Origin of the sequence: Pseudomonas sp. VD-NE ins (assembly GCF_031882575.1) — a bacterium.
GTDB classification, from domain to species: domain Bacteria; phylum Pseudomonadota; class Gammaproteobacteria; order Pseudomonadales; family Pseudomonadaceae; genus Aquipseudomonas; species Aquipseudomonas fluorescens_BZ.
On record NZ_CP134772.1, the window covers coordinates 1,714,563 to 1,729,499 of the forward strand.

Annotated in this window: 10 protein-coding genes and 1 pseudogene; 4 read left to right on the plus strand and 7 right to left on the minus strand. The window is 58.8% G+C overall.

What is annotated here, in order from left to right; all coding sequences use genetic code 11:
* Positions 1-33: 33 nt before the first annotated feature.
* The 4 genes and pseudogenes from RMV17_RS07500 to RMV17_RS07515 form a co-directional block, all read right to left on the minus strand.
* Positions 34-392 (minus strand): annotated as a pseudogene (locus RMV17_RS07500) (DUF6124 family protein).
* Between the two features lie 405 nt (positions 393-797).
* Positions 798-3,812 carry an Ig-like domain-containing protein gene (locus RMV17_RS07505; RefSeq protein WP_311886156.1) on the minus strand — a complete coding sequence of 1,005 codons (3,015 nt, stop codon included), beginning with the start codon at positions 3,810-3,812 and terminating at the stop codon, positions 798-800.
* A gap of 147 nt (positions 3,813-3,959) precedes the next feature.
* On the minus strand, positions 3,960-4,355 hold the full coding sequence (locus tag RMV17_RS07510) for a YbaN family protein (protein WP_108225933.1): 396 nt from the start codon (positions 4,353-4,355) through the stop codon (positions 3,960-3,962).
* A gap of 10 nt (positions 4,356-4,365) precedes the next feature.
* Positions 4,366-4,953: a YecA family protein gene (locus tag RMV17_RS07515; protein ID WP_034153234.1), complete on the minus strand. Its 588-nt coding sequence runs from the start codon at positions 4,951-4,953 to the stop codon at positions 4,366-4,368.
* A 376-nt stretch (positions 4,954-5,329) separates the two neighbouring features.
* On the opposite strand from RMV17_RS07515, the gene recQ reads away from it, so the two are divergent.
* From recQ to RMV17_RS07530, 3 genes are all read left to right on the plus strand, one after another.
* Positions 5,330-7,459 carry a DNA helicase RecQ gene (gene recQ / locus RMV17_RS07520; RefSeq protein ID WP_034153235.1) on the plus strand — a complete coding sequence of 710 codons (2,130 nt, stop codon included), beginning with the start codon at positions 5,330-5,332 and terminating at the stop codon, positions 7,457-7,459.
* A 533-nt stretch (positions 7,460-7,992) separates the two neighbouring features.
* Positions 7,993-8,427, plus strand: coding sequence for a MarR family transcriptional regulator (locus RMV17_RS07525; protein ID WP_007919713.1), 435 nt, complete (start codon positions 7,993-7,995; stop codon positions 8,425-8,427).
* A 127-nt stretch (positions 8,428-8,554) separates the two neighbouring features.
* Positions 8,555-10,327 (plus strand): FimV/HubP family polar landmark protein, encoded by a 1,773-nt coding sequence (locus tag RMV17_RS07530; RefSeq protein WP_311886157.1) that lies wholly within the window; start codon positions 8,555-8,557, stop codon positions 10,325-10,327.
* 135 nt (positions 10,328-10,462) lie between these two features.
* On the opposite strand, the gene RMV17_RS07535 is transcribed toward RMV17_RS07530, so the two are convergent.
* Positions 10,463-12,652, minus strand: coding sequence for a patatin-like phospholipase family protein (locus RMV17_RS07535; protein ID WP_311886158.1), 2,190 nt, complete (start codon positions 12,650-12,652; stop codon positions 10,463-10,465).
* Between the two features lie 71 nt (positions 12,653-12,723).
* Between RMV17_RS07535 and RMV17_RS07540 the strand changes: the two genes are divergently transcribed.
* Positions 12,724-13,011 (plus strand): SelT/SelW/SelH family protein, encoded by a 288-nt coding sequence (locus tag RMV17_RS07540; protein ID WP_108225929.1) that lies wholly within the window; start codon positions 12,724-12,726, stop codon positions 13,009-13,011.
* Here the strand turns inward: RMV17_RS07540 and RMV17_RS07545 are convergent.
* Complete coding sequence (locus RMV17_RS07545; RefSeq protein WP_311886159.1) at positions 13,005-13,898, minus strand: DMT family transporter; 894 nt, start codon at positions 13,896-13,898, stop codon at positions 13,005-13,007. The genes RMV17_RS07540 and RMV17_RS07545 overlap by 7 nt on opposite strands.
* Positions 13,899-14,050: 152 nt before the next feature.
* Complete coding sequence (locus tag RMV17_RS07550; protein ID WP_311886160.1) at positions 14,051-14,815, minus strand: AraC family transcriptional regulator; 765 nt, start codon at positions 14,813-14,815, stop codon at positions 14,051-14,053.
* Positions 14,816-14,937 lie beyond the last annotated feature (122 nt).

Sequence of the window (14,937 nt, forward strand, 5' to 3'; positions counted from 1 at the left end):
GGGGCGGCGGGTTTCTTCTGCCACACGTGATCGCTACTGCGGCAACTCCAGATTATCCATCACCCGATTCACCGCCAGCTCCCCCAGCATGATCAATTGCGCAATCCCCAGAAGCGTCCTGCGCTGCGACGCGGGTATGAGGTGGGCGAAGTCATGGGCGATGGTTCTGGCTGAGGCGAGTGTTTCGCTGGCATCGGCCAGCAGTTCTTCGTTTTTGAAGTCGGCGGTGACGGCGTACATCCGGCGGGTCTTACGCGGTGGTGGCGTGGAGCCTGGTGGGCAGAGGTAGTGGTCGAGCGCGCGGTCGGCGGCTTCGTGGAGTTTTTCGAATCGAGGGATTCGTAGGGGGAGGTGGGGTCGGTTTCGGGCGGATTGGGTGTTGGTTTGATCATGGTGAAGCTCCTGGAGTCGGGGGAGCCGCCACATTTCGCTGCGATACGAAAAGAAGGTGGCAGCTATACGCGGGTCGCAGACCGGGACTCTAGAACCGGCAGACCCTAAGGTCTCCCACGTACAGCCGCCATAAAAAGCACGGGTGTTGTGCGTCCAGAGATCGACGGGCTGCGAGACCCGATCACTGATGTGTCAGCGACCGACCCACAATAGAACCCACCCCGAAGACGCACAAGTCGGCGGATTCTGGCTTAGCTGTAGGCAAAGGCGCAAGGATGTGTAGCCTTGATGAGTGTATGTAGTAAGTCGTTACACGGCGTTGTTTAAAATGCCGGAGACGCCTCCGGCAATAGTCGTTCGCCTTTTTTCGACCCCCGAGACGCGCAAATTTCAAGCGCTTCTGTCTATCCATAAACGGGATACATACACCATGGAGCCCATCGGGCGTTCAGGTCCGAATGGCAGTAAATCCCGCCATTGGCATGCGCATATATCGCGCGCAGGTTGCCGGGACAACCGCTTTCATCACACATCCGGTAAACGCCACCGGCAGCTATTGGCCAATACGGATCGGGTCCGTATACCGCTTGCATTGCGGAGACTGCACCGCCCATGGATACCGCGCCCGGAATACTGTATCGCCAGTTGAGTGCCTCGTGATGCGTCATGCCATGGCCTCCCATAACCAGCTGATAAACATTCCTGACATCAACGTTATAGGAAAAAGAACTGAATCGGTCTTGCACGGTGATGTATGTATTGCCGTTACGCAGGCCTGTGACTTTCCCGTTGCCGTCAACATAAGCCACGTTCGGATTGCTGCTTCTATAGGTAATTGGGGGAACCCCTGTGGACGGGACAGCCGCACGGATTTGAGTGTTGCCTGGAAAGTCCGCACTGTGGGCCCATGCATAAACTCTCGTGCCATGCAGGGCCATGGCGCCATTGTTGACTTGCAGCGCTCGGCGCAGTGTGAACGAGCGTAAAGGCGAGAGCAGGCGGTCGCCATAGAGCGCTCTAATCTGGATGACTGTCAGTACATCGACAATGAGCCCCTTCAATAGCGATGAGAATTTCCCGTCCTTGTCCGTGGTCTGTGTCTCCACTGGCTCGCCATTCACCAGAATTTCAATAGGCTGCTCTGCGCTCGCTGTCCCCTCGACAGTGACATTAGGGTCAATGGTCACGTCGTTGTGCGGGATGTCCCTGTTCTGTGAGTCCTTTATCAATGTAATGACCGGTTGTAGCTCAACCAGAGATTCGATTTGATATGTCTGATGGGGAAACTCTACCGGTTTACCGCGCAGCCCCAAGCGCATGGAAAATATCAATGTCGCCGTAGTGCCGTCCTTGAGATTTTTGAACACATCCAATGTCAGTCTCGGCAGCTCCCGTATCAGCCCGGCGCTGTTGACGGTCGCCTCCCCATCGATGATGACGTGACGAACAGGGTTATCGTTGGTGTCCATGCCGATAAGCACCAGCGTCATGCTCTGTCCCGGCCGTTGTCCATGCCAGAGGTTGACTGCCAATTTGTCTGCGCTGGTCAGTTTTTTTACGTCCAGTACTCCGTCAACACCAATGATTCTCGGCCTTGGAAACCTTGGATCCTGATCAGCGATCAACTTGAAAGCTATCTCTACCTCCGGAGACGAGCCGATTTTTTTTCCATTGAGGTTCAGATTCCATTTGAACCTCACGGTTTCGCCGTGGAGCGCCATTATCAGGTGTCTGTTCAGCAGAAATTTGGCTTGCTTGGCCGAATCCAGATCTACCAGCGGGAAGCGATCAAACCCTTGGGGCAGTGGTGTGCAAACCAGACGGACTTTTTCGGTCTTGGCATCGAGATACTCCACCAGCATGCTCGGCAGCGCTGCCAGTGGATCAACAGGGTTAGTGAAAGGCGATACGAGAGAGGGCGGCGTGAGAACAAGCTCCTTGGGATCGCCGATCCTCAATTGCGTGACATCAGAAAAAACTTCACTCTCGCCGGGATTGGTAATGCTGGCCTGCACGGCCAGATTCGCGCTGGCGTAGGGCTTGATGTATTCGCTCTCGGCCTCGAAAACAATGGGTTTTGCTGGATCGGTTACCGTTTGCCCCCAGGTGAACCGTACCAATTTGCCGTTGATGTCGGTCGTCTGCCAATGCAGCTTGACCTCTGCTCCTTTTTTCAAAGGCCAGAAACTGGCGACGTTTACAAAGGCTTTGGCAGTATCTATCGCCAGTTCACCTTCCACCAGTGGCGTGACCTGCGGCGCGCCAAGTGGCAGCGAAGTGCCCGCAACGTTAACGTCAGCGGGTTTGGACAATTGGGTCTTTCCTCCTTTGATCAAGGTATAGGTTGCTCGCAAACTTCCACCAATCACATTCTGAACGCGAAAGTTTTCGACTGGAAATTTCAGTGTCTTGCTGGCAACGGTTACCGTGAAAGGATAGGAATGAGTGACTCGCTCGCTGTTTTTGGTAAAACCGTCCAGCGTCAAGGTGATCACGTCGTTTACCGAAAAACTACCCGTGAGCAGAATGTTCGTCGGGCCGCCCGCAAGCCAGTCATGGTGCAATATGTTGTCACCATCGGACTGCTCGAAAATGGGGGCAGTCAGGAGGATAACTCCCGGTTTGAACGTCAGAGTGAGCGAATCCGACCAGCCACTGGTGTTCTCTACAACGTCAGATACGCACCAGCGCACCACCAGACTGTTGGTTTTTGGTAGTTTGGCGAGTAGCTCCGGCGTCAGCTCAAAAACGATGTCGGCCGAGTCGTCGGTCACGACTGACTTCAGCCGAAGCGAACCAAACGCAAGTATGACCGTATCGCCAATCTGCTGATTGAAGTAGTGCTCAACCGTGCAATACATGCCCTCATCGATGATGGTCTGGTCGACGATAGTTTCCGTTGCGATCGGCAGCTTGAGGCCCTGATTGAAAGGTTTGCCGCCGTCAATGTCCGCTTCGCCCGGAGCGGGATGTTTGAACCAGAGCTGTGCGTGTGGCGATGGATCCGAGGTGTTGCCGCTCACTCTCGTGATGTTGGTCCAGAAATCCAGCCTGACGTCTGCCAAAGGCGCAAATTTTTCCTCGAGAGTTTCAGCTGAAATATAAAATGTTACGGGTTTGGGCGTTTGTCCGTCAGCCTCGAAATCGTCTTCTGTCAGTTTGAAAAACACCACAGGCAGAGGCTCAGGCACGTCGGACCTATCGAGGAATACCTCGATGAGATCACCAATGGATTCATCAAGATACTGCGGGAGATGGCACCACAATCCCTCAAGGTCGCTATAGGCCATGGCGATGTTGATGCCCCAGCTCCCGTCAACCTGTTCCTTGTACCCGATTGGTTTCGGTGGATAGACGGCGAGCACGCCGATACCAGAATGAGGAGCTGGAGGAAATATTACGTACTGTGAGTCGCTCATGGATGTAGATCTTCCGCAAGGGGGGCATGACCTGGGTTGTCAGGGCCGATACGGAAAATTAAACATGCGGCGGTAAAGTGCGCACCTGTCAACTCTGACAGGTGCGGGCAGGTATCAGATAAACGGTAACAGGCAATGGTGGGGTGATCAGCTTTTTCCCAAGGTCTTCTGCCGCAAAATATAAACCGTCACCAACACCGCACTCGTCAACATGAACCCCCGCGCCCACGGCAGTGGCACCAGGTAGCAGGAGAACAGAATGCTCGCCCACATCAGCCCGATCGCGTAGACCTTGCCCTTGAGCGGTATGCCATTGCCATCGAGGTAATCGCGGATCCATGGCCCGAGTCTTGGATGCTCGACCAGCCATTGATAGAAACGCGGAGAACTGCGCGCGAAGCAGGCTGCGGCGAGCAGAAGGAAAGGGGTGGTGGGCAGGACGGGCAGGAAAATCCCGATCACCCCCAATGCCACGCTGAGCCAGCCGACGGCCAGCAGGAAGTAGCGCAACATCAGGGGGCGGTTGCCTATGGGGTTGTCCATAGGCCGGATCTTAGTGGTGACGTGGCTTGAGGATCGCCGGTTTTTCGTCTGGCGCCTGGCACAGCAGGTACAGCGCGGTCAGGGCTTCCGGAATCTGCACGATCATGTCGTCCATCAGGCCGGCATCCTTGGCGATGTCTTCGAATTCTGGCTGTTCGTCGAACAGGCCCGAACCGACCATGATCGGCAGGAGCATTTCGCTGACTTCTTCTTCGGCGGTTTCGAACCAGGCCGCTTCACGCAGGAACACGCCTTCCATGAAACCGATGCACCAGCCGCGCAGCTCGGAATCGTCCGGCTCGTCGCCCAGGTCCAGTTCGCATGGCAGTTCGAATTCTTCATCCGAAGCCAGTTGACGGGCGATGTGCGCTTTGAGGCCGATCAGGGTGGCTTCGATCTCTTCGCGCTGGGCGTCGCTGCTGTAATGCGGCTCTTCGGCGAACAGGGCGTCGATCCACTCACGCTCCGGTACGTCCTCGGCGCAGATCGACAGCGCGGTCAGGTAGCCGTGAGCGGCCACGTAATCCAGCGCCTCGTCATGCAGCTCGTCGGCGTCGAGGAAAACTTGCAGGCGGGTCAGTTGCTCAGCGAAGGACATTACGGGGCTACCTTGGGGAATAAACAATGCGTGAATTCTAGGCGTTCTTGCGCGCTCAAGCCAGCCGCATGGCAGATTTGCCCCGCCGTGCCTTGCATAACCCCTGTAGGAGCTGCCGAAGGTTGCGATCTTTTGCTGTTGATCCGTTAAAGCAAGATCAAAAGATCGCAGCCTTCGGCAGCTCCTACAGAGGTATCAGAGATTGTATCGACGGGTGTCGCCCTGTGCAGGTTAGGGCTCGGGTATACTGCCGCGTTTTGCGATCCCTGCCCGCATTGCGGTTGTCGTGCAATGCGCTCTTACGTTTTGTTTAAGCAGCCCTGGCTGTTCTGAACCAGCCTGCGCAGGGATGTATCGGTAGAATTTTGGAGTTTTTATGCTCGAACAGGCTCAACGCGTCCTCAAGGACATCTTCGGCTACGACAGTTTCCGTGGCCGTCAGGGTGCAATCATTGAGCGCGTGGCCAGCGGCGGTGATGCGCTGGTGCTGATGCCTACCGGTGGCGGCAAGTCCCTGTGCTTCCAGGTGCCGGCGCTGTTGCGCGAGGGCCTGGCGGTGGTAGTGTCGCCGCTGATCGCGCTGATGGACGATCAGGTTGCCACCCTCGAAGAGCTGGGTGTAGCCGCTGCCGCGTTGAACTCGACATTGAGCGCCGAACAGCAGCGCGATCTCGCGGCGCGGATCAAGCGCGGTGAAGTGAAGATGTTGTATCTGGCGCCCGAGCGTCTGGTACAGCCGCGCATGCTCTCATTCCTGCAGAGCCTGAACATCGCGTTGTTCGCCATCGACGAAGCGCACTGCGTGTCGCAGTGGGGCCACGACTTCCGTCCGGAATACCTGCAACTGGGCCAGTTGGCCGAGATGTTCCCCGACGTACCGCGCATCGCCCTGACGGCCACTGCCGACAAGCGTACCCGCGAAGAAATCGTCACCCGCCTGCACCTGCAAAATGCCGAGCGCTTCCTGTCGAGCTTCGACCGCCCGAACATCTTTTACCGCATTGTGCCCAAAGAGCAGCCGCGCAAGCAGTTGCTGGCGTTTCTGGCAGAGCGGCGCAGCGATGCCGGCATCGTCTATTGCCTGTCGCGCAAGAAGGTCGAGGAAGTCGCGGCGTTCCTGAGCGAGCAGGGCTTCCCGGCGTTGCCGTATCACGCCGGTCTGCCAAATGATCTACGTGCCTTCAACCAGAAGCGCTTCCTCAATGAGGAAGGTCTGATCATGGTCGCCACGGTGGCGTTCGGCATGGGCATCGACAAGCCCAACGTGCGCTTCGTCGCACACCTCGATCTGCCGAAATCCCTTGAGGCGTATTACCAGGAAACCGGTCGCGGCGGCCGTGACGGCCTGCCAGCGGATGCGTGGATGGCCTACGGTCTGCAAGACGTGGTGATGCTCAAGCAGATGCTGCAGAACTCCGAAGGCGACGAGCGGCACAAGCGCCTGGAGCAACACAAGCTCGACGCCATGCTGTCGCTCTGCGAAGAGACCCGTTGCCGTCGCCAGACCCTGCTGGCGTACTTCGATGAAGACATGCCTGAGCCATGCGGCCATTGCGATAACTGTGTCGATGGCGTGCAGACCTGGGACGCCACCGAGCCTGCACGTCAGGCGTTGTCGGCTATTTTCCGCACCGGCCAGCGTTATGGCGTTGGCCATCTGGTCGACGTGCTGCTGGGCAAGGACAACGAAAAAGTCCGCAGTTTTGGCCATCAGCATCTGTCGGTGTACGGCGTCGGCAAGGCACTGAGTGAGAGCGAATGGCGCTCGCTGTTCCGTCAATTGGTGGCGCGCGGTCTGGCGGATGTCGATCACGAAGGTTATGGCGGTCTGCGTCTGAATGACAGTTGCCGGCCATTGCTCAAGGGCGAGGTCACGCTGGAGTTGCGCCGCGATCTCAAACCACAGGTCACCGCCAAAACCGCCAGCAAGAGCCCGGCCAGCCAACTGGTGCGTGGCGAAGAGCGCGAACAGTGGGAAGCCCTGCGCGCGCTGCGACGCAAATTGGCCGAAGAACATGGCGTGCCGCCGTACGTCATCTTCCCCGATTCGACCTTGCTGGAAATGCTCCGCAGCCAGCCAACCTCGCTGGCAGAAATGGCCCGGGTCAGCGGCGTCGGCGCACGCAAGCTTGAGCGCTACGGCGATGCCTTCCTCGAAGTGCTTGGCGGCGAAGTCGAGGCACCGAAAGCGGTGGCCGACGTGCGCCACGAACTGATCACCCTGGCTCGCGCGGGGATGACGCCGTTGCAGATCGCCGGTCAGTTGCAGTGCTCGGAAAAGAACGTCTACACCATGCTCGCCGAGGCGATCGGCAAGCAGCAGTTGTCGCTGGAACAGGCGCTGGATTTGCCGGAAGAGTTGATGGGCGAAGTGCAGGACGCGTTCCTCGATGGTGAAGGTGAGCTGCCGTCGGTCGCCGAAGTGGCGGAGCTGTTTGCCGGGCGTGTGCCGGAAGGCGTGCTGTATTGCGTGCGGGCTGCATTGCAGTCGGAATTTGAGATGTAATTTGACCGCCAGCCCTCATCGGAACGCCGCCCGCCCAACCCTCCCGAAACGTCGGACCGCCCCGAGGGAGAGGGAGCCGACCGAGGTGTCTCGCGCTATCCATCGACCTGAAAACCCGAGTCGATTATGGATTCAGCGCTGAGCTGTCACGTCGGCGTAATTCCCGAGTATCCCCCATTCAGTCCCCTCTCCCCGCGGGAGAGGGCTAGGGTGAGGGCCGTCCAATTCTGGATTCAGCAAAGCACTTCCAAGTCGCTGAATATCTAAAGCATCCCCCATACAGTCCTCTCTCCCTTTGGGAGAGGGCTAGGGTGAGGGCCTTCCAATTCCGGATTCAGCAAAGCACTTCCAAGTCGCTGAATATCTAAAGCATCCCCCATTCAGTCCCCTCTCCCTTTGGGAGAGGGCTAGGGTGAGGGGGGCCTCAAGATGTAACGATTCAGTACAGGCCGCCACTTGCCTATAACTGCAGCTCATGCTTAGCTGGCTAATAATTAGATTTTCTTTATTTTCAGTCTAACCGTGAGTGTTTTATGCCGTTAACCGATCAACACCGCTTTGGCATGCAACTGGCACAGATGTCCCGTGGCTGGCGTGCCGAACTGGACCGCCGACTGGCCGGGCTGGGGCTGTCCCAGGCGCGCTGGCTGGTGCTGCTGCATCTGGCGCGTTTTGAAGAGGCGCCGACCCAACGGGAGCTGGCGCAGAGCGTCGGCGTCGAAGGGCCGACCCTCGCTCGATTGCTTGATAGTCTGGAAAGCCAGGGGCTGGTGCAACGTCAGTCCGTGATGGAAGACCGCAGGGCGAAAAAAATCGTTCTCTGCGCACCAGCGCTGCCGCTGATCGAACAAATCGAAACCATTGCCACACAACTGCGTCACGAGCTGTTCGAAGGCGTCGACGAGGCGGATTTGAAGGTGTGCATGCGGGTTCACGGGCACATTCTGGCCAACCTGGAAAAATCTTGAGGCACATCCACGTGCCGGATCTTTGAGAGATCGCGCTGAGCCGACTATAAGAACTACTGGGCAATATCGTGTTCGTACCGGATGTGCGAACGCATAGAAGTCGGTTTTGCTTATTTAAGGGATGCTCATGCTCGCAAGTCGGCACGTGGTACTGCGCGGTGGCGCCAAATGGCTGCTGGTCGCCGGTGTTTTCAGCTATTCGGCCTGGTCGATGGCCTTGGGGCTGGGTGATATCACCGTTCATTCAGGCCTCAATCAGCCGCTCAAGGCCGATATCGCGTTGGTCGATGTCGGCGGGCTGACGCAAAACGATCTGGCGGTACGCCTGGCCACGGTGGATGAGTTCGCCGAAGCCGGGGTCGAGCGGGTGTTCTTCCTCAACGACCTCAAGTTCATCCCGATTCTGCATGGCAATCGCCAGATGATCCGGGTGACCTCAAGCAAACCGGTCAACGAACCCTTTCTCAACTTCCTCGTGCAGCTCGATCAGCCCAATGGCCGTTTGCTGCGTGAGTACACGGTGTTGATCGATCCACCGGGTTCACCGGGTATCGTGCCGGCCACCGATGAGCCGGATCCGCGTGCGCAATCCTCCGCGTTTCCCACTGTCGAACCTGTCGTGGCAGCGCCGCAGGCACCTCAGGCCAAGCGCGATAGCGTGCCAGCGCCAACGCCTGCAACTCCACCCGCCAACGATGCGCTGACCGAGCAATTGGCAGCCAGTGTGTTACTCAATCAGCAACTGCAAAAAAGCCTCGACGAACTCAACGCGAAACTGCAGACCCAGGATGTGCAGATTGCCGACGGCAAGAAGCAGATCACTGACCTGCAAACGCGCTTGGTCGAACTTCAGAAAGCACCGCCACCGGCCGCAGTGACACCGACAGTTGCTCCGGCACCGGTTGTGGCAACCGTCGAGTCCGGCGATGACAGTCTGAACTGGCCGCTGCTCGGCGGCCTGTTGCTGTTGCTGGGGGCCTTGGCGGGGTTGTTTGTGCACCGTCGACGGCAACAACAGATGCCAGCTGACGAACCACTGCCGCTGGTGCCGATGGGCAATGAGCCGGATGTCACCGAAGCGCAACGCGCCGACCCCGTCAGCACGCACTCAGCGCAGCATCGCGAAGAACCGGCGGCGGGCGATGTACTGGAGGCCGTGGGAATCTATCTGGCATATGGGCGATTGGGCGAAGCTGCCGGGTTGCTGCGCGATGCCTTGCACAAGGAGCCGGAACGCATCGATATCGCTTTGCAGTTGCTTGAAGTACTGGGGCGCCAAGGTGACAGCGTCGCGTATGAGCAGCATGAGAATCATTTGCGTGAGTTGGGCGTGGATGCCCAGACGTTGCAGGACGTTCGCGCCCGCCATCCGAAACTGGCGAGTACCGCACCGTTAGCCGCGCTGTCGCCGGTCATTGCGGCAGCCCCCATCGTTGCTGCGCCGCCTGCGCCAGAAGGTGATTTCGAGCTGAATCTGGGTGAGTTGTCGATGGATTCCAGTTGGGATCTGGAAGACAGTCGCCCGGCCACCGCTGAGGCTCAGGCAGACATCTCGGCGCTGGGTTCCGGCCTGCAAGTATTGCCTCAGGACTTTGAATTGCCGGAGGCGGCCGGCGAAGACGCCGAGCTTGAGTGGATTCCTGAACCGGACGCCGGACCGCTGGATGAAGATTTTCTCAATGAATTTGCTGATGCCGAGCCATCACTGGCGTTGCAAACCCTGGATTTGCAAGTGCCGGAGCCGGTACACGGCGAACACTCCGGCAAGCTCGAACAGGCGCAGACGTGCATTGATGACGGCGACCTCGACAGTGCGATTGCGTTGCTCAACGAACTGCTCAAGGAAGGGGATGAGCCGTTAAAGCAAACAGCGCGGACGTTGCTGGCGGGGATTCGCTGAACCCCTGATCGATTTGCGGTGGATCCGATACCGATTTCGCGAGTAGGCTCGCTCCCACATTGAAATGCGTTCCCCTGTGGGAGCGAGCCTGCTCGCGAAGACTGACCTTCAGTCAATATCAATTCCGAATCTGGATCAGAAGGTCTGCCCCAGATTCAGATAAACCGCCTGCTCATTCGCATCATTCAACCCGTAACTGAAATTCAACGGCCCCAGTGGCGTGTCAAAACCTATAAACACGCTGGCCGCGTTGATGTAGCCGCTGTCGAACTCATTGTCGTTGTTCCATGCCCGTCCGCGTTCCAGCGAGGCACCGGCGTACAGCGGAAAATCCAGCGGCAGATACGAGCGCGGCGTCAGCCGGCGGTAGTACACCGCGCGCATCAGGCTGACGTTCTGCCCGGAAATCGCGTCTTCACGGAAACCCGACAACTGCCGCGCACCGCCGAGCAGGAAGCTCGAGGTGACCACGTTGGCATCGTCCAGCGTACGCCCGTAGCGCCCGCCGAGAATCAGCGTGTCCGGGCCACGGCTCATGGCTTTGTCGAGTTTGAATTCCCACTGTCGATAACGCGTGTCCGAACCCAGCCCCGGTTCGAACTGCATCAGCGTCAGGCTGACGTCCTTGCCTTCGTGAGGGAAGTAGACGTTATCCAGCGAGTCGTAGGAATACTTCAGCGTATAGAAGCCTTCGTTGAAGTTTTCACTCGGCAGATCCTGATCGCCAATGCGCACATCGGCCTTGCCCCAGGCCTCGCCAACACCGAACCGCACTTCGCCGTTGTTGCCGATCTGGCGACCGAAGTTAAGGCCGAAACCGTAGCGCTCGACGCGGTATTGCGCGATCGGATCATTGTCGAGCACCGCGTCGACGTTCTGCGCTTCGAACGAGGCGTACGGCGCAACGAAGTAGCGCGAACCGACGTCCAGCGGTTGATAGAACTCGGTATACAGCTCTTGTTTGTCACCAATCTGCGCGCGAGTCAGCCATTCCGCGCCGAGACGGTTGATGCCGTTGATGCGGTAACTGGCACCGAGGTTGAAGGCGCTATCGCCGCGCATGTCGTCGGACAGGTTGAGCCCGACCCGCAAGTAATCGGTGCCGCTGCGTTTGCCCCGGGCACTGATCACCAGTGTGTGATCCTGGCCTTTGTGCACCACGCGGTATTGCACCTGCTCGAAGTAATCGAGGCCATACAAGGTGCCCATGTCCGAGTGCAGGCGCGCCAGATCCAGCGGCTCGCCAATGTGCTGGCGGATGTAGTAACGAATGACATCGTCGTCGACTTTCGAGTCATTCTCGACGCGGATGCCCGTGATGATGGGTGTGCGTTGACCCGGTGAGCGCGCGGCATTGAGTTCGGCGTCCTGGGATTCCTTGGGTTTAAGCACGGCGAGGCGCGCGTCGAGGATTCGGGTGGCGCGGTAACCGGCGTCGATCATGTCCTGGGCTTTACCGAAATCGGTGACGCCGAACGCCGCCAGCGCTGGCTGAATCAGCACATCGGAGGATTTCAGCGCAGCCAACTGTTCTTCGGAGTTACTGCGGGTCATCAAGGTGATCGACTGGTTCAACACATCGACCACCGTGGTCAGTTGTTTGCGATTGCGCAGCGGTGTGCCGATATCGACGACGATGGCCACGTCAACGCCCATCTCCCGCGCGACGTCGAGGGGAATGTTGTCGGTCATGCCGCCGTCGACCAGTAGCCGGCCATCGAGTTCGACCGGGGCGAACACCGCCGGGATCGACATGCTGGCACGGATCACCTGGGGCAAGTGGCCTTTGCGGAACACCACTTTTTCGCCATTGGAAATGTCGGTGGCGACGGCGCGAAACGGGATGGGCAGTTTGTCGAAATCCCGGGTGTCACTGGTGTGGGCCAGCAGGCTTTCCAGCAGCAGCGAAAGGTTCTGGCCTTGAATCACGCCCAGCGGCAGGCCGAGACTGCCGTCGTCGCGAAAGCTGAGTTTCTGTTTGACCAGAAAGTCGCGGTCATCCTGTTTACGCCGAAACGGCACGTCTTCACGTGGCGGGGCGTCGGACAACGCGGCTTGCCAGTCGATGTTCAGCGCTAGTTTTTCCAGCTCATCGATCTTGTAACCCGACGCGTACAGGCCACCTACCACCGCGCCCATGCTGGTGCCGGCGATCGCATCGATCTTGATGCCTTGTTCTTCCAAGGCCTTGAGCACGCCAATATGCGCCAGTCCGCGCGCAGCACCGCCAGACAGCACAAGGCCGACCTTTGGTCGCGGCGCTTCACTGGCGTGGACAAGCAGTGGAAGAAAACCAAGCAGCAGGCAGAACAGCAGACGGCGCATTGTGAGTCTCGGGGCAAGCGATAAAGCCGGCTATTATAGCGGCGCCCTCTGTCTCAGGAGTTTCAGCGAACATGACTGTCGCAAAAGCAGAAGTTGTCATCACCTATTGCACCCAATGCCAGTGGCTGCTGCGCGCCGCGTGGCTGGCGCAGGAACTGCTCAGCACCTTCGGCGATGACCTCGGCAAAGTCTCATTGGTGCCGGGCACCGGCGGGGTGTTTCACATCAGCTGCGACGGCGTGCAGATCTGGGAACGCAAGGCTGACGGCGGTTTTCCCGAGGCCAAAGTCTTGAAACAGCGGGTTCGCGATCAGATTGATCCTGACCGCGATCTCGGTCACAACGACCGCACTCAGTGAGACGCGGCCTCGGCGGCAACGGTTTTCTTGTCGGCATGGCCTGACATCCGCGCCGACACAACGATGGCGATGATGATCAGTGCGCCGCCCATCAACATCCGTAGCGTCGGGTTTTCGTTGAAAAGTAGCCATGCGATGGTGATGCCGTAAACCGGCTCCATCGCGAACACCACGGCCGCCGTGCGCGCCTTGATCACCGCCAGACTGGCGACGAACAGGCTATGAGCGACGCCGGTGCAGAACACCCCGAGCAAGCCGATCCACAGCCAGTCCAGTGCCCGCACCTCGCTGAGTAGCGGTGCTGCAACCGGCAGCAGACACAGCGCCACCACGACGTTTTGACACAACGCCGCCTGCACCGCCGGGATGCGCCCGGAACTGGCGCGGTTGGTCAGTGACAGCAGCGAGAACAGCAGGCCCGACAGCACCGACCAAAGCAAACCAACGGTAGCGCCGCTGCCCAGGTCGAAGGCCGGGGTCACCAGAATCAGGCCGATGCTCACCAGTACCACCAGCAGAATCTCGTTGGCGCGAATGCGTTCGCGGAAGATCAGCCCTTCAAGAATCACCGTGAAGGCCGGGAAACTGGCAAAGCCCAATGTTGCGATGGCGACACCGGCGATCTTCACCGAGATGAAGAAGCTCACCCAGTGCCCGGCCAATAACACACCGCTGAGGGCCAGGCGCCGCCAGTCTACGGCCTGAAGTTTCTGCCAGCCGTGCTGACTGGCAAAACGGGCGAAGAACGCCAAGGCGACAACGGCGAAAGCCGCGCGACCGAAGACGATCACAGCGGGGGACGCGGCAGCGAGTTTGCCGAACACGCCGGTCAGGCCAAACATCAAAGCACCGATATGCAGAGCGCCGAGGGCGGTACGCGGAGTCATTGCAATCCTTCTATCGCAAACATAATCTCACTGTAGGAGCTGCCGAAGGCTGCGATCTTTTGATCTCGCTTTTAAAAAACAACATCAAAAGATCGCAGCCTGCGGCAGCTCCTACATTGAAGCGCGTCGCGGCGAATAAGTCTGTCGGCAGACTATCGTCTTTTATCGCGGGAATCGCGCCGAAGCTGTCCGGGTGACGAACCGAACTCCCGCAGGACGGCGGCCGAGAAGGCACTCTGCGAGCTGTAGCCGACGCGACTGGCAATCTCGCCAATCGGCAGTGCGGTGTCGCGCAGCATTTGCACCGCCAGATGCAGACGCCGACTGCGGATGTAATCCATCGGTGTCTGCCCGCATTCGGCCATGAACCGTGTATGCAGGCGCGCATTGGACAATCCGGCGACCCGTGCCAGATCGGCGACTTGCAGAGGGTAAGCGGCGTATTGCTCGATGTGCGCATCCAGCGCGGCATAGGGCAAGCGGCGGGCGGCGAGTTCGGCAGGATGCGCGTGATTGAGGCTGGCCAGCAGCAACACCGCACCTTGCTGGGCGATCAATGGATCGCTGACCGGACTGTTTGCCAGCCAACTGACTAATTGGCTTTGACCTGAGTCGAGTGACAGGCGCGCAGGCTGATCAAGCAAGCGGTGACTGGCCTCGGCATGCTCGCCGAGCGAATCCGTCAGCCATGGCCCTTCAGGGATATCGAGCACCAGACAGCGGCTGCCGTCGGGACTGCCGCAGGCATGATGCGCACCGGACGGAATCACCACAAAACTCTGCTGGCGCACCTGACTGCCACAGCCTTCGACCTCGAAATCCAGCGCACCGGACAACCCGAACACCAATTGCGCGTGCTCGTGGCTGTGGACGATCAAATCGTGGGTGTACTGGCGCAGGGTGAGGATCGGTCGCATGGCAGGTGGTCTCCGAAGTGATCGCCAGTCTACACCGACACACGCCGGATGCGTTGTCACAGGACTGACTCACGCTTGTCATGATCGATTAACCGGGTGCGCGCACAGTGGCGAAAACATCG